This is a genomic window from Paenibacillus sp. J22P218, from assembly GCF_056269195.1.
This window is the reverse complement of sequence record NZ_JBWDNL010000006.1, coordinates 260867-277985: the sequence shown is the minus strand read 5'-3', so window position 1 is coordinate 277985 and position 17119 is coordinate 260867. Positions and strand designations below refer to the sequence as shown.

Annotated in this window: 15 protein-coding genes; 9 read left to right on the top strand and 6 right to left on the bottom strand. The window is 48.5% G+C overall.

The annotated features are described in order from the left end of the window. The first annotated feature begins 56 nt into the window (after positions 1-56). Entirely contained in the window at positions 57-4667 is a 4611-nt protein-coding gene (gltB, locus tag AC0YN0_RS24940) for a glutamate synthase large subunit (protein WP_475823679.1), read from the top strand. Positions 4668-5119: 452 nt separating this feature from the next. After that, the gene (locus AC0YN0_RS24935) at positions 5120-5260 is read left to right on the top strand and encodes a hypothetical protein (protein WP_475823678.1); all 141 of its coding nucleotides are present in this window, start codon (positions 5120-5122) and stop codon (positions 5258-5260) included. Here AC0YN0_RS24935 and AC0YN0_RS24930 read toward each other — a convergent pair. Beyond that, entirely contained in the window at positions 5249-5617 is a 369-nt protein-coding gene (locus tag AC0YN0_RS24930) for a helix-turn-helix domain-containing protein (protein WP_475823677.1), read from the bottom strand. The two genes, AC0YN0_RS24935 and AC0YN0_RS24930, sit on opposite strands and share 12 nt — an antisense overlap. Before the next feature lie 132 nt (positions 5618-5749). Between AC0YN0_RS24930 and AC0YN0_RS24925 the strand changes: the two genes are divergently transcribed. The 6 genes from AC0YN0_RS24925 (at position 5750) to AC0YN0_RS24900 (ending at position 10173) form a co-directional block, all read left to right on the top strand. Then, positions 5750-6238 (top strand): PilZ domain-containing protein, encoded by a 489-nt coding sequence (locus tag AC0YN0_RS24925; RefSeq protein ID WP_475823676.1) that lies wholly within the window; start codon positions 5750-5752, stop codon positions 6236-6238. Continuing rightward, positions 6235-7497 (top strand): sugar phosphate nucleotidyltransferase, encoded by a 1263-nt coding sequence (locus tag AC0YN0_RS24920; protein ID WP_475823675.1) that lies wholly within the window; start codon positions 6235-6237, stop codon positions 7495-7497. The genes AC0YN0_RS24925 and AC0YN0_RS24920 overlap by 4 nt, the downstream gene beginning before the upstream one ends. A gap of 10 nt (positions 7498-7507) precedes the next feature. Then, entirely contained in the window at positions 7508-7978 is a 471-nt protein-coding gene (locus AC0YN0_RS24915) for a hypothetical protein (RefSeq protein ID WP_475823674.1), read from the top strand. 91 nt (positions 7979-8069) lie between these two features. Continuing rightward, the gene (locus AC0YN0_RS24910) at positions 8070-8315 is read left to right on the top strand and encodes a hypothetical protein (RefSeq protein ID WP_337098211.1); all 246 of its coding nucleotides are present in this window, start codon (positions 8070-8072) and stop codon (positions 8313-8315) included. 144 nt (positions 8316-8459) lie between these two features. Then, positions 8460-9380, top strand: a complete 921-nt coding sequence (locus tag AC0YN0_RS24905; protein ID WP_475823673.1) for an ABC transporter ATP-binding protein — start codon at positions 8460-8462, stop codon at positions 9378-9380. Then, positions 9373-10173, top strand: a complete 801-nt coding sequence (locus AC0YN0_RS24900) for an ABC transporter permease (RefSeq protein ID WP_475823672.1) — start codon at positions 9373-9375, stop codon at positions 10171-10173. The genes AC0YN0_RS24905 and AC0YN0_RS24900 overlap by 8 nt, the downstream gene beginning before the upstream one ends. 101 nt (positions 10174-10274) lie before the next feature. Here AC0YN0_RS24900 and AC0YN0_RS24895 read toward each other — a convergent pair whose 3' ends face one another. The 3 genes from AC0YN0_RS24895 to AC0YN0_RS24885 form a co-directional block, all read right to left on the bottom strand. After that, positions 10275-10724: a bactofilin family protein gene (locus AC0YN0_RS24895; protein ID WP_475823671.1), complete on the bottom strand. Its 450-nt coding sequence runs from the start codon at positions 10722-10724 to the stop codon at positions 10275-10277. 5 nt (positions 10725-10729) lie between these two features. Continuing rightward, positions 10730-11764 carry a peptidoglycan DD-metalloendopeptidase family protein gene (locus AC0YN0_RS24890; RefSeq protein ID WP_475823670.1) on the bottom strand — a complete coding sequence of 345 codons (1035 nt, stop codon included), beginning with the start codon at positions 11762-11764 and terminating at the stop codon, positions 10730-10732. A gap of 155 nt (positions 11765-11919) precedes the next feature. Beyond that, on the bottom strand, positions 11920-14178 hold the full coding sequence (locus tag AC0YN0_RS24885; RefSeq protein WP_475823669.1) for an O-antigen ligase family protein: 2259 nt from the start codon (positions 14176-14178) through the stop codon (positions 11920-11922). Between the two features lie 182 nt (positions 14179-14360). Here AC0YN0_RS24885 and cysC point away from each other — a divergent pair, with 182 nt between their 5' ends. Then, on the top strand, positions 14361-14963 hold the full coding sequence (cysC, locus tag AC0YN0_RS24880) for an adenylyl-sulfate kinase (RefSeq protein WP_475823849.1): 603 nt from the start codon (positions 14361-14363) through the stop codon (positions 14961-14963). Between the two features lie 350 nt (positions 14964-15313). On the opposite strand, the gene AC0YN0_RS24875 is transcribed toward cysC, so the two are convergent. Both AC0YN0_RS24875 and AC0YN0_RS24870 read right to left on the bottom strand, forming a co-directional pair. Beyond that, the gene (locus AC0YN0_RS24875; RefSeq protein WP_475823668.1) at positions 15314-16171 is read right to left on the bottom strand and encodes a glycosyltransferase family 2 protein; all 858 of its coding nucleotides are present in this window, start codon (positions 16169-16171) and stop codon (positions 15314-15316) included. Beyond that, positions 16168-17100, bottom strand: coding sequence for a Gfo/Idh/MocA family protein (locus tag AC0YN0_RS24870; protein ID WP_475823667.1), 933 nt, complete (start codon positions 17098-17100; stop codon positions 16168-16170). Before AC0YN0_RS24870 ends, AC0YN0_RS24875 begins: the two co-directional genes overlap by 4 nt. Positions 17101-17119 lie beyond the last annotated feature (19 nt).

The following is a 17119-nucleotide window of genomic DNA, read 5'->3' as shown; positions in this document are numbered from 1 at the left end:
TAAGTGAGAAACGAACATGCTTACCCAAAAATCTTCTGATAGAGAGGTTGCGCACAATGAAAGAACGTATTTTGGGATTGCCGCCTAAGCAGGGTCTTTATGATCCGCAATTTGAGAAAGACGCCTGCGGCATGGGCTTTGTGGCCAACATCAAGGGGAAAAAATCGCATAAAATCATTCGCCAGGCGCTGACGCTGCTCGAGAACATGGAGCATCGCGGCGGACAAGGCAGCGAGCCTAACACAGGTGACGGAGCAGGTATTCTGCTTCAAATCCCGCATGCTTTCTTCTCGAACGAGATGAAGAAGCAAGAGATTGAACTGCCTGAAGAGGGACAATACGCGGTAGGCATGATCTTCATGCCTCAGAACGAGACTGCGCGCAATGCGATTGAGCGCGAGCTGGAATCGATCGTAGCGGAGGAAGGCCAGCCGCTTATCGGATGGCGTACCGTTCCTACGAACGACTCGAAGCTTGGCGAATCGGCACTGGCTGTTAAGCCTTACGTTCGCCAAATCTTCATCGGCAAGAGCGAGGAGCTTCAAGGTAAGGAAGTTCTTGCATTCGAACGCAAGCTGTATGTAATCCGCAAACGCGCGGAGCTTGCTATTCGTTTTGCCGGCAAAGAAGGCGGGAATATGTTCTACTTCTCCAGCCTTTCCTCCAGAAAAATCGTATACAAAGGAATGCTTACGACGGAGCAGGTTCGTTCGTTCTATACGGAGCTGGGCGATGAGTCGGTTGTTACGGCAATGGCGCTTGTTCACTCCCGTTTCAGCACGAACACGTTCCCAAGCTGGGAGCGCGCGCATCCATTCCATTATTTAATTCATAACGGCGAGATCAACACGCTGCGCGGCAACGTCAACTGGATGCATGCGCGTCAGACGCTGTTCGCTACCGAATTGTTCGGCGACGATCTCGAGAAGATCAAACCGATCATCAACCCGGATGGCTCCGATACGGCGATGTTCGATAACACGCTTGAATTCCTGCATCTGTCGGGACGCTCGCTTCCGCACGTTGCGATGATGATGGTACCAGAACCTTGGTCCAACCATGAAGGCATGAGCGATGATCGCAAAGCGTTCTACGAATATCACAGCACCCTAATGGAGCCGTGGGACGGACCAGCAGCTATGGGTTTCACTGATGGCGTCCAAATCGGCGCTGTGCTAGACCGTAACGGTCTTCGTCCAGCTCGTTACTATGTAACGAAAGATGATCATATCATTCTAGGTTCCGAGGCGGGAACGGTTGAAATTCCGGCTGAGGATATTTTATACAAAGACCGTCTGCGTCCAGGACGCATGCTGCTTGTCGACACGAAGGAAGGCCGCATCATTTCCGATGAGGAAGTGAAGGCTCAGATCGCTGCCGAGCATCCGTACCGCGATTGGCTCGACGAGCATCTCGTTGATTTGGAAGATCTGCCAGAGGCGCCGGAATTGCCGGAGCCGGATCACGCAACGGTGCAAACGCGCCAGCAAGCATTCGGTTACACATTCGAGGACGTGCGCAAAGTGCTTGAGCCGATGGCTGGAAGCGGCATGGAGCCAATCGCCTCGATGGGCTACGACGCTCCACTAGCAGTGTTGTCGGAACGTCCGCAGCGTCTGTACAACTACTTCAAGCAATTGTTCGCGCAAGTAACGAACCCGCCGATCGACGCGATTCGCGAGGAGATCATTACGGCAACAGGTACGACAATCGGACCTGAGCGCAACTTGCTTAACCCAGAGCCTGAGAGCTGCCGTCACATTAAGCTGGATACGCCGATTCTGTCCAATGAACAGTTCGCGAAGCTCCGCCATGTGCGCCGTCCTGGCTTCAAGTCGATCACGCTTCCGATCTTCTTCCCTGCAAGCGAAGGCGAAGCTGGTCTGCGCGCAGCACTCAAACAAATGTGCGAAGCGGCTGACCGCGTTATCGACAAAGGTCATAATATGCTTATTCTATCCGACCGCGGCGTAGATAAAGAAAATGCAGCTATTCCGGCATTGCTTGCCGTATCGGCGCTGCATCACCACTTGATCCGCCAAGGTACGCGTACGAAGGTTGCTCTATTGCTTGAATCCGGCGAGCCGCGTGAAGTTCATCACTTCGCCTTGCTGCTTGGTTACGGCGTAAGCGCAGTTAACCCGTACCTGGCATTCGAAACGCTTGACGATATGATCCGCCAAGGCATGCTGCGCGGAGTATCGCATGAGAAAGCCGTTAAGAACTTCATTAAAGCAGCGACTAAGGGCGTTGTAAAAATATTGTCCAAAATGGGTATTTCGACGATTCAATCGTACCGCGGCGCTCAAATCTTCGAAGCGCTCGGCTTGAAGGAAGAAGTCATCAACGAATACTTCACGACGACTCCGTCCCGTATCGGCGGCATCGGTCTCGATGTCATTGCCGAAGAGACGCTGAAGCATCACAACCGTGCTTACGCCGAACAAGAAGGCGCTGAGAGAGAGCTTGATTCCGGCGGCGACTATCAATGGCGCAAGGATGGAGAAGACCACTTGTTCAGCCCGCAGACGATCCACACGCTGCAGATGGCATCGCGTGCGAACGACTACAAGCTGTACAAGAAGTTCTCCGCGCTTATTCAAGGCGAAGACAAGAAACATCTGACGCTTCGTTCGCTGCTTCAATTCAAGGGCGGCCGCCAAGCGGTTGCGCTGGATGAGGTTGAATCGGTTGAATCGATCGTGAAACGTTTCAAGACGGGCGCGATGTCGTTCGGCTCGATCAGCAAGGAAGCGCATGAAAGCCTCGCAATCGCGATGAACCGTCTCGGCGGCAAGTCGAATACGGGCGAGGGCGGCGAAGATCCGGCGCGCTTCATTCCGGACGCGAACGGCGATTCCCGCCGCAGCGCGATCAAGCAAGTCGCATCGGGACGTTTCGGCGTAACAAGCAACTACTTGGTTAATGCCGATGAGATTCAAATCAAGATGGCCCAAGGCGCTAAGCCGGGTGAAGGCGGACAATTGCCAGGCCTCAAAGTATATCCATGGGTTGCCGAGGTTCGCGGCTCTACGCCGGGCGTAGGTCTGATCTCGCCTCCTCCGCATCACGATATTTATTCGATTGAGGATTTGGCTGAGCTGATCCACGATCTGAAGAACGCTAACCCGCGCGCTCGCATTAACGTGAAGCTCGTATCCGAAGTTGGCGTAGGCACAATCGCAGCCGGCGTTGCCAAAGGCCGCGCAGACGTAATTATGGTCAGCGGCTATGACGGCGGTACAGGCGCATCGCCAATGGGCTCGATCCGCCACGCGGGTCTGCCTTGGGAGCTTGGTCTTGCTGAGACGCATCAGACGCTTATGCTCAACAACTTGCGCGACCGCGTAACCGTTGAGACAGACGGCAAAATGATGACGGGCCGCGACGTAGCGATCGCTGTATTGCTCGGCGCTGAAGAGTACGGCTTCTCGACGGCTCCGCTTATCGTACTTGGATGCGTCATGATGCGCGTATGTCAGCTTGATACTTGCCCAGTCGGCGTAGCGACGCAAAATCCTGAGCTTCGCAAGAAGTTCATGGGCGATCCTAGCCATGTGGTTAACTACTTGCGCTTCATCGCGGAAGAGCTTCGCGAGATTATGGCTGAGCTTGGGTTCCGCACCATCCAAGAGATGGTTGGACGCGTTGAGCTATTGGAAACGAAACAATTGCTTGAGCACTACAAAGCGAAAGGCATCGATCTCTCCGGCTTGTTGTATCAGTCCGAAGTTTCGAAAGATGCTGCTCGACACTGTGTACAAGAGCAGAACCACGGACTTGAGCTGTCGCTTGATATGCAGAAGCTGGTGCCTGGCGCACAAGCGGCTCTGGAGAGCGGCGAACGCGTAAGCGGAACGTTCCCGATTCTGAACACGAATCGCGTAGTCGGAACGATTCTGGGCAGCGAGGTAACTCGCCGCTACGGCGCGAAAGGCTTGCCTGAAGATACGATCTCGTACCACTTCGTAGGAACAGCCGGCCAAAGCTTCGGCGCATTCTTGCCGAAGGGCATTACGCTCTCGATCGAAGGCGACTCCAATGACTACGTCGGCAAAGGTCTTTCCGGCGGTAAGGTCATCGTCGCTCCATCGCCGAAGGCGTCCTTCGTTGCCGAAGAGAACGTTATTATCGGCAACACGGCATTATACGGCGGTACAGACGGTCAGGCGTATATCCGCGGTATCGCGGGCGAACGCTTCGCGGTTCGTAACTCCGGTGTCAGCGTCGTCGTTGAAGGCGTTGGCGACCACGGCTGTGAATACATGACAGGCGGACGTGTTGTCATTCTAGGCGCAACGGGCCGTAACTTCGCGGCAGGCATGTCGGGCGGCGTCGCTTATGTATACGATGCAACCGGCGACTTCTACAAGCACTGCAACATCGAGATGGTGCTGCTCGAGCGCGTAGAAGAGGAAGCTGACATTGCTGAGCTTCGCGGCATGATCGAGAAGCATGTCCAGTATACGGATAGTGCTATCGGTGCACGCGTTCTAAGCGACTGGGACGGATCGCTTGCTAAGTTCGTGAAAGTCATTCCGAAGGACTACAAACGTATGCTCGAACAGATCCGCAAGGCCGAAGATACGGGCTTGCAGGGTGAAGCGGCATTGCTTGCTGCATTCGAAGCGAATAAGAAAGAGCTCGCTCGTTCAGGCGGCAAATAAATCGCATAGACAAAGGGACTGCGCCAAAGAAGCTGATAAAGCTTTTTTGGTGGCAGTCCCTTTTTTCTATACAAACAATTTTCAAGTTCGGTTTGCTGCTGAAGAGCTCGCGTTGCAGTTATTGCAACAGAATAGAGTGGAAGAGGCAGAAATAGGCTATGTGGTTGCACTTTTTGCAACTGATTCGTCCTTCACGAAGGGAGTCGGGACCCCAAAACCTATATCTGTTGCAGTTAGTGCAATGAGGATTGATTACTTGGGATGAAATAAGCGAATCTATTGCAGAAACTGCAATGTGGCAACAAACGTTAGTCCGGCAGCTGCTTTTTCGACAAAATGCCCCCAAAATAGAAAAAAGCCGCAACCATTATCCGACAGTCTCCATCTACGGACTGGTTTATAATGGATATATTGCAGCATTAAAGGTCTATTAATAGATGTGGGAGACGATTGTGGCAGTGAGTGACCTAATGAATCAATCCGATGAAGAAATGAACGCAGCATCTACTAAAGTGCTGCTAGAGGTTTCAGAGATACTAGCGGAATTGGGCATTCAAGACGAGAACTGGGCTGAGAGGCATCTAGAAGGTTGAACGTCTCGCTCTGAGGTAGGCAATGAAATGTTTCGTCTCATCTAGCGTGAGCATTCTGCCATCTAAAGTGAGACTGTACTTGCTTAACAACTGCTCGTCCGTCAGTTCAAGTCGATCAACGAAGCTGCGAATCTCTTCCGTCAGAACTTGCTTAGGAATTAACGTCCGTCCAACCAGATAATCGATTGTGACCTCATATAAGTCCGCGAATTTGGCCAACAATTCGTTGCCGACTTCCCTCCGATTTTTCTCATAATGTGATAATGAGGCGCGAGAGATACCGAGCTTAGCTGCGGTCAATTCCTGTGTCCAGTCCCGTACAATTCTCAATTGAGCGATTCGGTCGCCGATATTCATTTCTCTTCCCCCCGAAATGTCTGAATGATCCGCTGTCTGCTACTTATAATACTAATACGTAATCGCACGATTTGCATGCTTTTCTATTGAAAATGACGAAAAAAACATTTCATAGAATAGGAGGAATGCTTTATGTCGCTGCATGACAAAGACAATTCCAGGGCACATATCCGTTTGCGTTTTCAAGAAGGTGTAGAAGCAGAGCTTCGTCTGATGGACAAGCACGGACAGTTGCTGTCGCGCGGAGTAAGCACGGTTGTTCTAATGAACTTAAGTCATGAAGGATTGTGTTTCTCAAGCAAGGTTCAGCTTCCGGTTCAAGAGAATTACATGGTCGATATTCGCATGACGATTAATCAAATTCCAATTGTGCTGCGCGGGACGATTCAGTGGAACAAGAAGGTCCAGGATACATATCTTCATGGCATGTCCTTCCAGTCATCTGGTCTGTTGCGCTCTCTGCTTGTCAGAGTCATGAATCAAGAGCTGCTTGCCCAGCAGCCGCAGCAGTTCAAAATTCATCAATCCTATCAACGGCTCGTTCATCAGAATCATTGGAGACGGGTTCTCGGTCAACCCATACTCGGACAACCTGCGCAGGCAGGGGGACGAGGCTATTGAAAATTATATTGTTGTCAGGAGGCTCGGGCAAGCGTTTGTGGCCTTTGTCCAGCAACACGAGGGCGAAGCAATATTTATCCGTATTGGAGGCGCCTAATGGCGATCTCGAGTCTATGGTGCAGCGGTTATGGCGTCAGCTTGGCGACGCCGGTCTTCAGGAGCATACGAGATTTGCAACAAGCATAGAGCAGATGGAGCTTCTGAAGCGGCAGACAGGCGAGAGGACGCCGCTTATTATAGAGCCGGAGCAACGCGGGACTTTTCCCGCCATTGCGCTGGCTGCTTCGTATCTTTACTCAATCGCAGGTGTCTCGCTCGCCGAGACCGTCATAATTATGCCGGTTGATGCATATGTTGAAAGTGATTTTTTCGAATGGGTCCAGGAGCTTCCGGATCGGCTTCGCGAAAGCGGCTCGCAGCTTATGTTAATCGGGATGGCGCCGAAGTCTGGAAATGAGCAACAGCGGCCACTGGGCAGCGGAATATACGCTTTCTCTCTCGATTATATGATCTCGAAGTTAATCGCGCTGAGTCTTCCTATTCATTACGACGAGTTGTATAAGCAATATTCGAAGCTGCCTAAATCTAGCATCGAGACTGCGTTATTGGAATGCGAGACATCCCGTTCGGTCGTCTACTACAACGGCGTATGGAAAAATCTTCGCTCATGGCGGACGATATCGGAGGAAATCGCGTTTCCTCTGAAGGAGCAGGAGAAGATCGATCGTTCTCATGACCAGTCTCAGCTTATTAATCATCTCGATATTCCCATTCAAATTATCGGTCTAAGCAACCTGCTCGTAGCGGCGAGTCCCGACGGCATTTTAATTGCCGATCGATTGCATAGCAATCAGATCAGTGAGATGCTGCAGGCGATGAATGCAAAACCCAACTATGAGGAAAAGCATTGGGGGCATACGATCATTGTCGATAAGGCGCGTCTAGCGTCAGGAGGGCAGGTCGTGTCCAAGAGAGTTTTCATCGCGGCAGGAGAGAACATGAGCTATCATCTTCATTTTAATAGAAACGAAACGTGGACGATTTTGTCAGGCGAAGGAGTAGCTATTATTGATGAAGAGCTGAGACCGGTCTCAGCGGGCAATGCCGTAACGATACCCGGACGTACCCGTCATAGCCTGCGTGCGATTACCGACCTGGAACTGCTTGAGGTGCAGAGCGGGGCTGAACTGGCCGAAGATGATGTCATTAACTTAGGCATCAAATGGGATGAAATCATAAGTCAATCGAACTTGGTGTAGGAGCAGATTTATGAAAGCTGTAGAGAAGCGTATGGGGCTGCCTGCAATAATAGCGGCTATCGTTGAACGTCAAGGTGAGATCGATGTTACTTGTTATGGGGATGCCATGTTTCCACTGCTGCGCGAGGGTAATATATCAACGTTCTCAAGAGTAAACGAGAAAGATCTTCGACCTGGCGATGTATGCTTATACGCAAGCGTGGATGGGGAGCTGCTCATCGAACGAATCGTTAATGTGGAGAAAGCGGTGAATGCAACACGGTATACTTTTCGAGGTGATACCAGCAAGCTGAGGAGAGCTCCGATCGACTTTACGAGTATTATTGGCCGGTTAAAAGCTATACATCGTGATGGCAGAATAGTCTACGTTTATGGATGGCAAGCGAGATTGCTGGAAGCTGCGGCACTGCAGCTGCCCCTATGGCCCAAACTGGCGAGATTTGCTGCAAAAAGACGATATCGACGAAGAGAGGTAATCTGATCGTAAATTTTACGCTAAAAAGATACATATTGTAGCATGAGGTGGAGGATTGACCCATTATACATATAGACGAGAGGGAGCGATCTAGCCAATGAACCGAATTGATCAGCGTTATTATTGCGTAACATGCGGAGAACTGGTCCCAAGTCCGAAGACTAATGTACAATTCCGAACCGGGTTCTACAGAGTCGTGCATCCGATGTGCTTCTGCACAGCATGCAGTCTGAAAGAAGAGAAGACGGCCAATACGATAAACGCGAAATTCGATCATTATGACTACAAAGTGTTCCTTCGAGCAGATGCCAAGGTTGCCGAGCATTCCGAGCATATCTACTAAGGCGGACGACATTGAAGGCCTTCACTCTACGGAAAGTTGTAGATGAAGGCTTTTTTCATTGTACCAATCATTAACTTCCATTTGTTTCCTATATCATTTATAATGATTAGATTGATTAATTGCAGTACAAAGGAGTGTAATAGAGTGGAGCAGCCAGTAGTCCGATTGCAAAATGTAACGAAGAAAATTGGCGGCCGTACGATCATCGACCGCTTAACCTTGGAATTGCCGCTTGGGGAAGTATTTGGTTTTCTTGGTCCTAACGGCGCGGGCAAGACGACAACCATCCGTATGATGGTTGGATTGATTTCCATAACTGAAGGTGAAATATGGATTGAAGGCCATAGCATCACGAAGGAATACGAGAAAGCGATTAAGCATGTAGGCGCAATCGTAGAAAACCCGGAAATGTACAAATATTTGTCCGGTTATCAGAATCTGATGCACTTCGCTCGTATGTTCCCAGGCGTCACGGAAGCAAGAGTGAAGGAGGTCGTTCGGCTCGTCGGGCTGGAGGGACGGATTCATGATAAGGTGAAGACGTACTCGCTTGGCATGAGGCAACGACTTGGCGTAGCGCAGGCCATTCTACATAAACCGAGGCTGCTTATTCTTGATGAGCCTACTAACGGTCTCGATCCGGCCGGTATTCGCGAGCTGCGCGATTATTTGCGCGAGCTGTCCAAGGTCGAAGGGATTGCGGTGTTCGTATCGAGCCACTTGCTTGCTGAGATGGAACTGATGTGCGACCGTGTAGCTATTATCCAGAACGGTAAACTAATCGACGTCCGAGTGCTGCAGGGCAGCAAGCCGTCATTAGATAGCGTGCGTACGCTTATTGAGGTCGATCAAGTAGAAGCGGCGATTGAAGCCCTTACGGCTGCTGAGTTCGTTGCTCAAGCTGAGGGCATCGTTGCGATCGCAGTAGAAGTTGATCGCGAGCAGACGGCTGCTATTAATGCGCTATTAGTCTCGGCAGGCATTAAAGTATTCGGTATCCGCGCACAGATCAAGTCGCTGGAAGATCAGTTCTTGGAAGTGACAGGAGGCGAGCGAATTGGGTGATTTTATGCAGCTTGTACGAAACGAAAATATTAAAATCTATTTCCGACCGCGGACCTATATCATGGCAGGCTTACTGATTGGCGCAGTAATACTGATCTCGGTCATGTGGCTCATTCTAGATGGCCGGGAAACTACGATGTGGACGGTTGCTTACTGGGAGTCATTTATTTTATTTCTGCTCGTGACTATCTTCTCTGTGGTCATAGCGGCAGTAAGCGTAGCGGAGGAGTTTACTTCAGGAACGATAAAGCTGCTTCTCATTCGACCGTGGTCGAGATCAAAAATATTGCTGTCCAAATATATTTCAGTGGTATTATTCGCTGCTCTGTTGACCGTAATGCTGTTCGGAAGTGTATGGCTGGTGAATTGGCTGTGCTTCGGACTGTTTCCATCCGATACTGCTAACGCGATTCAGGAGCAATTGCCCGGACAAGAGAACATGTCATCGTTGCAGTTCCTCTTCCAGTTCTATGTGATGAAGTTTGTTGCGCTGGTCGTTATGATTACACTGGCATTCATGCTGTCAACGATATTCCGCAGCAGCGCACTCGCCATTGGTCTTGCCCTGTTCCTATTGCTGGCCATGGATATCATTAATTCTCTGTTCTCCCTGCTGAATTACACATGGATCGACTATTTGCTGTTTACTCATCTGGATCTTACGAGATACATCGGGCACACGACGGATGGCGACATGACACTTGGATTCTCGCTGGGAATACTCGGTATCTATTACGCGCTGTTTATCGCACTCACCTGGTACATATTCAACAAGCGGGACGTGGCCGGTTAAGTCAACAAGCCGTTTCTGCAACTCAGTCTCTTCGGGGAGGAGAGTGTGCGTAAACGGCTTGTTTTTATTTTTGGAAAAAGTAAGTATAAGACTTCGCCCTATTAACCGGCTTGCCTCGATTTCTCCTTGCCTTCTCTGCCGCCTTGATCCTTGTTATTAGCGGCATGATGGCTGTCTGAGTCGGAAGCGCCTTTGCCCTTGGCTTCCTTAGGCACTTCCATCTGGCAGCTGCCGTTAATGATGCCGCCGTCTTGGACAATGAGTATGTTCGCGTACAGATTACCGTTCACTTGGCCGGATGCGGTAATAATAAGCCGACCTTTCGTCGTAATATCGCCAATGACTTTCCCGGCAACGGTAACGTCTTGAGCTGTAATGTTCGAGCGCGCCACGCCGCATTCGCCAATGATGACATTGCCTTTGCATTCAATGTCGCCGCGATATTCCCCCTCGATGCGGAGGCTTGCCTCGCATACCATTTTACCTTCGGTCAGGGTACCCTGACCGATTAGCGTATCAGTAGCGATGACCCGTTTGTTCTCCTTGAACATAAGCTTCAATTCTCCTTTACGAGAGCGAGATATTTCAGTGGATTCACCGGTTCGCTCTGCTGTAAGATTTGAAAATGCAAATGCGGGCCCGTGCTTCTGCCGCTCGAGCCGAGCAGGCCGATTTTCTCGCCGCGAACGACGAGATCACCTTCCTTTGCTTCAATCTGTTTCAAGTGCATATAAGTAGTTTTTAAGCCGCCCAAATGCTCGATGACAATATATTTGCCAAACACGCCGTCGATGCCCGTCTCCGTCACGGTTCCTTCGGCCGCGCTGAATACAGGGTCTCCGAGCTTCCCTGTTATATCGATGCCGGCATGGAAGGCGGTCTTCCCGCTAAAAGGGTCTTTGCGATAACCAAAGCCTGATGTTAATTGCCGGGAACGCGTCGGCCAGCCGGAGGGGTATCCGTCGACCGTCTCTCTTCTCGCTTGCGCATGCCTCAGCGTCTGCTCCATCGATATTTCCATGGCATCGACCATACCGCTAAGCGCCTGAAGATCAAGGCCTGTATACTGAGCAAGCGAAGCAAGCTGACGGGCATTGCCTCCCATGAGAGCGGAAGAGTAAGAGGTCCGGGAGAGATTCGTTGAGCTTGGGCTGCTAGTTGCTCCGGACAGCGTGCTTACTTCCTTCTCAACGACATTAGCCTCGCCGCTCGATGGAGCGATTCCGCTGCCGTATTTCTCGATGAACTGCTTAAGCTTATTCTCCAGCTCTTGAAGCTCAATCAGCTTTTGTTTCATTTCTTGCGCTTGGCGCGACAGTTGGAGCAATTCCTGCTGCAATGAGACGATCGCCTCGTCCTTTCCGGAGACGGTTTGTGTGAACTGTGCAGTCTGATTAGACAATTGCTCCTCCAGACCGTCGATTTCATCGGTCGCTTGCATCTGGAGACTTGCAATCCAGCCTGAAACCGCGAGTACGGCGACAGTCGGTATCACGACGACCGACCGCTTCGATACGTGAAACTGTTTAACGGTTTTGTCAGCGCCGCGCATCACCACAAAAGACCATTTGGGATTCCGCGCTCGTTTCAATTGGCTTCTCCTTCCTGCCAGAATAGATTTGGGCGTACTATTGCTATTTATTCTTGGAAGCCTCGAAACATACCATTAAAATTATGACCGTAGGAGGAAGAAAGACCGCAGAGACGCATCTGGATGCGCTTCTGCGGTCTTTCTATAAAGGTAAGTTATTTGCTTGCTAGAAGTGTCTGAAGTGCTTCTTGGGCCGCTTCAGACAAGCTGAAGGAGCGTCCTTGCTGCTGTTCAGGCGGCAGATCGGCAAGCTGTGCCGTTCTTCGCTCGACTTCCTGCGCGATTTCGCTCAGGCGGGATTTGTATTGGTCCGCAGAATCGCTGTCTTGTTTGGCATCTGCATCCTTTATACCTTCTCCATAGGCGAGAATTGCCTTGTCGTAGAACTGAATATCCCAAGGGAACTTAGTGATGCCTTCCTCCAACAATTCAATCGAAGTAGACAGCTGATTGTTAAGCTGGTAGAGGTCCAACTGCATCGCGATAATGCTGCGATTATTGGAATCATGCTCCTTTGCCTCTTCCAAGGTGAACAACGCTCCGGCAAGCACTTCCCCGTCCTTGCTATTGTCATAGGCTTGCTTAAGCCAGTTCGCCTTGGTCAGACTGAACGTCGTTTGGTTCGGCGATCGTTTGATTGCTTTGTCGAGCGACGGCAGCACATCGCCAAGTGTTGCGCCTTTCTGTGATGCTTGGCGAATCGTCTTGTTATACAGCTGATTGGCGCTATTGTTGGAAATAGTTATGACTAGCAGAACGATAGCTGATAGGCTGATGACAACCGGATAGATGAGACGGCTCCAGCTTGCGGGCTTTATCTTTTGCAAACGCGCAATAGGAAGCTTGCTGCCGAAAGGGGCAACCATACAGCCTAGTGACAGGAATACGATGCTGCTTATAAATACAAAGCTCATGTCAAAGTCGAGAGCGCTATGCATGAGAAGCGCAAGAGAGAAGATGAAGAAAATAAGATGACTTCCTCTACGCTCAGGATGACGGATATAGGAGCAAATATAGAAACAGTAGGCTCCGCCAATTAACAGGACGAGCGATGCTAGACCGAGCCAACCGGTCTCAACGAGCACCTGTACGAAGAAGCTATGGGCTTGTCTGCTCCAATACGGGTTGTTCTGGTATTGCTCGAATAGCGATTGCCAAGCTCCGCCTCCTCCGCCAAGCAACGGGTAGTCTTCAGCTAAGCGCAAGCCATCCTTATAGAAGGTGAAGCGTTCCTGCACACTATGCTGCTGGAAGTTAATGCTCTCGAAACGCTCGGCAATCTTATCCGGCAGCAAACTTCGTACGGCGCTGCTTCCTAACAGAGCGCCAGCCGCAATTGCGCCTAAAACGATTATCGCAGCGGGAACGGCAATGAAAGACCAATTGAACGATGCAAGCTTCGTTGTTTTGGCTTCAAACCAGCTGGATGCTTTAGCTTCAAGTAGCAGTATAATGCCGGCAACGACAGCGGATGCAGTAATAAGCAGTGCCCAGCTTTGCAACGGCAACGAGCTGAACAATGAGATCGTATCGACTTGTTTGTCAGTTGTGGGCTGAACAAGTTTAGCAATAGCATCGGCTTTCGTCGTTATAGATCCAAGTACGGCCATTGCAGCTACAACGGATAGAGCCATATAGACGATATATGTAATCTGACGAGACAAACGGAGGAATGGAAGAACAGCGAGCACCATGACCGGAATAATGACGATAGCGCCGCGCGAGTAGGTCAGCATGAAAGATATCCATATCGGAACAAGCATAAGCGAATGAGCCAATCTTGCCTGCCATCTTGTGCAGTGTGATGCATAATAGAGGGCGGCTAGAAATACGGCGACAAGGAAACCTGCATATGTATTCGAGTATTGGAAGACAGCTGTAAGTCTGTATCCATCATGGGCAAGCCATAACGCATCGCGATAATACGTTTGACCGAACAAATTGAACAAACCGAACAATACAATGATATAAGAGGAAAGCATTAGCGCATATTCGATCAATTTACGAGTCTGCACAGTTTCCGCAAAGTACAGTCCTGCGATAAACAAAGCAGCAAGCAGTACAAATATGAAGGTCATGAATGAAGCGTAATAGCTGGAAACCGCCTGGAATGAAGCTAACCAGTAGATGAAAGGGGGCAGTAAAGCAGCGATCGAGAGAATGCCTCGGTAATCGTCCAGCTTCCAGTGCTTAAGCAAGTAAATCGCTGTTAGCAGCAATAAAACGAGTCCGAAGAATATCGCCTTGTAGATCGACGACTCGAAGTTGAAGGAATAGCCGTTGAATAAAGCCTGATTGTACGGAGTAATAAGTAGAAACAGAGCGATGCCGATGGCGCCGATCCAGCTCCATATTGAAATATTTGTCGCATTTAGCGGTTTCATGCCGCTCGTTGTGCTCTTTCTTGCGCTCATTTAAGTAGAACTCCTCTTTTGTTTGAATGATGAAAATTAATAGAGAAATCCTTTTTATTCTATCAAATATGACGATATATTACTATAAATGATCAAGGCTCTGTAAATAAGCTTGTCGAAATGTGTTACAATTGGTGGCGAATATATTTTCTATTAATGATATCTTGAGGTGAACTTCTTTGATAAATCAGGCTACAAATATCATTTGGCAAGAAACCAAGATTTCTAGAGAAGATCGCTACATATTAAATGATCATAAGAGTTGTCTAATATGGTTTACAGGTTTATCTGGCGCCGGCAAATCGTCATTGGCGATGGCCGTTGAGAAGAAATTATATGAGTTTGGCATTCGTTCCTATGTGCTGGATGGGGATAATATTCGTCACGGGTTGAACAGAAATCTTGGTTTTAGTCCGGGGGATCGGAAAGAAAATATTCGTAGAATTGGTGAAGTAACTAAGCTTTTTGTTGATTCTGGATTGTTTGCTCTGACTGCATTTATCTCGCCGTATAGAGAAGATCGTGATATGGTTCGCGAACTTTTTTTGGGGAAAGACTTTATAGAAGTATATGTGAAATGCCCTTTGGATGTATGCGAAGACAGAGATCCTAAGGGCATGTACAAGAGAGCGAGAAGTGGCGAAATTCAGCAATTTACTGGCATATCTTCACCCTATGAAGAACCATCACAACCAGAAATCGTTATAGAGTCGGATAAACAAACATTGGAACAATCTGTCGAGCAAGTAATTCAATATTTGAAAGAAAATCAATTCATGGAATAAGTGTGGGAGTAAAAGAGGATATGAAAAAAATGCCGGACTTCTTGATAGGAGGCGCACAGAAAGCAGGCACTAGTTCACTTTATAATTATTTAACTCTACATGATCAAATTTGATGCTGCTGATCGTAATGAGGTTCACTATATTGATGTTAATTATAACAAACCTTGAAGCTTCACCTGTAAAATGGTTACATGCTGTTTCCTATTTGTTACCAGTAGTAAAATATTTGCTTTTGATGTTGTTGATTTTCGTTATAGTGGGGGGTAGCCACCATATTATTACATTGAAAGTAAATGTATTCTATGATGGCTTTTAGTGTTCCTTCACCCTTACGTTAAATGTACATACGGTTAAGTCGATGGTTGGTCAAATAAATCCTGTAGAGAGTCTCGGAAGGTAGGATTCTTTATTTTATCAAACCAGTAGATCATCTCCTGCTCTCTTTCTTGCAAGGTTAGGTCAGGTCTTATAAGGGAGGGGAGAAAGAGGGCGGTTACCATAGGTATCGTTGAATACGTTAAACCATCATATCGTAAAAATTTTCTCCACATGTGTAAGTCAGACCATACATCGAGTGGGGCTGGAGACCAGCCTTCAGGTAGTCGGTGGTAAGCTTCTAATCGATGCCCCGCGATAGTAGGACCGAAAATATTGAACTTTTTAATAAGCATTCGTTTTCGCGTATAGAAGTTCTCTAGAGTTTCGTTTATAATATCTATTTTTTCTTTGTTGACAGATACATATCGACTATGTGCAAAATCACTACTAGCAAGTGCTTGTTCCATATATTGCAAGTGATCGGGAAACCATAAGTCGTCATCTCCAAGGTAACAGACATACTTTCCATTGGCAGCCAGCAGAGCTTCATGCTTATGAACCTCACCTAGACGTTCACCTTTCGGGCGATCGAGAACATGGATTCGGCTATCCTTACTCGCGTACTGCCAAGCAATCTTTCTTCCATCGTCGACAGCGCCGTCACAGACAATATACACTTCAAAGCTTTGTATAGTTTGTTGTAATAAACTATCCAGGGCATGCTTGAGCAGCGGTCCGTGATTATATGTTGGGACCACAATTGTGAAAGTCGGATTTTTGTTTGAAGGCCACCTGAACCCATTACGGAGTAAAGTAACTGTCTTATAAATTAGTATCTTGGCGGAGGACTTACTGTTAGCGTTAGTGAATAATTGTTTGAAATACGTCATGAGAGGTCACCATAAAGTTTATTTCGTATAGCGTGTATACGATTTAGAATGAGTAATTCGTCCTGGATTGTACTTAAAGGCGGAGCTCCTCCACAAAGATACTCAAGAAATGCTTTTATTTGCCGCATAAGAGGCATGTCCGGCGAGATCTGACGAACCTCCGGCATCTGGGTCATACCGTATTCTCGGTAGATCGTGATTCCCTCAGCGAAGCTATCCGTTAGAGCCGCTACGCCTTTCTTAAATCCGACTGCAACAGAGCGCACATTACCAGGTGCGATATTATTGACATCGATAGTAACATGAACGTTTTGCTCCCTATCTGTCAATGAAGCGAATAACCCAAAGTGGGTATCTCCCAATGGATTGCGAATGACGGTGTCTAATGGAGGGATATACCCCAAAATTTGAAGAGTTATCGACAAATCATGGGGTAATAGCTGAAGCGCGCAATCTACATCATTATGTTGTTTTCCCCAATTCGTCCTCTGCAGTCTCAAGCCCGTGATCGGGCCTAATTCTTCAGATTGGACCAATGCTTCAAGTGCCTCGATACCTGGGTGATAACGCCATTTATGCATGACATACACTAATCCTTGTGACTCTGCGGCAATCTTGTTGACATCATGAAAGTCGATGCCTAAAGGCTTTTCTACGTATATAGGCTTGTTGCGTGGCAACAAAGACCGGATATTTGCAACATGAGTGCTGGCACTGCTTGCAATTATAAAACCATTGATATCCTCATCCAATGTTTCTATTGATTCTACAATATAATCTGCGCCATAAGCTGTTGCATGATTCCGACTTTGTTCGGATCGCGCAACAACACTTGTTCTAACTCCCAATTCTTTAAGATCCCGTAAAATATATCGGCCCCAGTTTCCGCATCCAACGAGTCCTATATGTAAGTTGGAATATGATTTCAAAGCTATATGCCCCCTCAGG

Excerpts from the sequence above, each read along its gene's own strand:
- gltB (WP_475823679.1), top strand. The coding sequence starts at position 57 with ATGAAAGAACGTATTTTGGGATTGCCGCCTAAGCAGGGTCTTTATGAT.
- AC0YN0_RS24930 (WP_475823677.1), bottom strand. The coding sequence starts at position 5,617 with ATGAATATCGGCGACCGAATCGCTCAATTGAGAATTGTACGGGACTGG.
- AC0YN0_RS24925 (WP_475823676.1), top strand. The coding sequence starts at position 5,750 with ATGTCGCTGCATGACAAAGACAATTCCAGGGCACATATCCGTTTGCGT.
- AC0YN0_RS24915 (WP_475823674.1), top strand. The coding sequence starts at position 7,508 with ATGAAAGCTGTAGAGAAGCGTATGGGGCTGCCTGCAATAATAGCGGCT.
- AC0YN0_RS24910 (WP_337098211.1), top strand. The coding sequence starts at position 8,070 with ATGAACCGAATTGATCAGCGTTATTATTGCGTAACATGCGGAGAACTG.
- AC0YN0_RS24895 (WP_475823671.1), bottom strand. The coding sequence starts at position 10,724 with ATGTTCAAGGAGAACAAACGGGTCATCGCTACTGATACGCTAATCGGT.
- AC0YN0_RS24885 (WP_475823669.1), bottom strand. The coding sequence starts at position 14,178 with ATGAGCGCAAGAAAGAGCACAACGAGCGGCATGAAACCGCTAAATGCG.
- AC0YN0_RS24875 (WP_475823668.1), bottom strand. The coding sequence starts at position 16,171 with ATGACGTATTTCAAACAATTATTCACTAACGCTAACAGTAAGTCCTCC.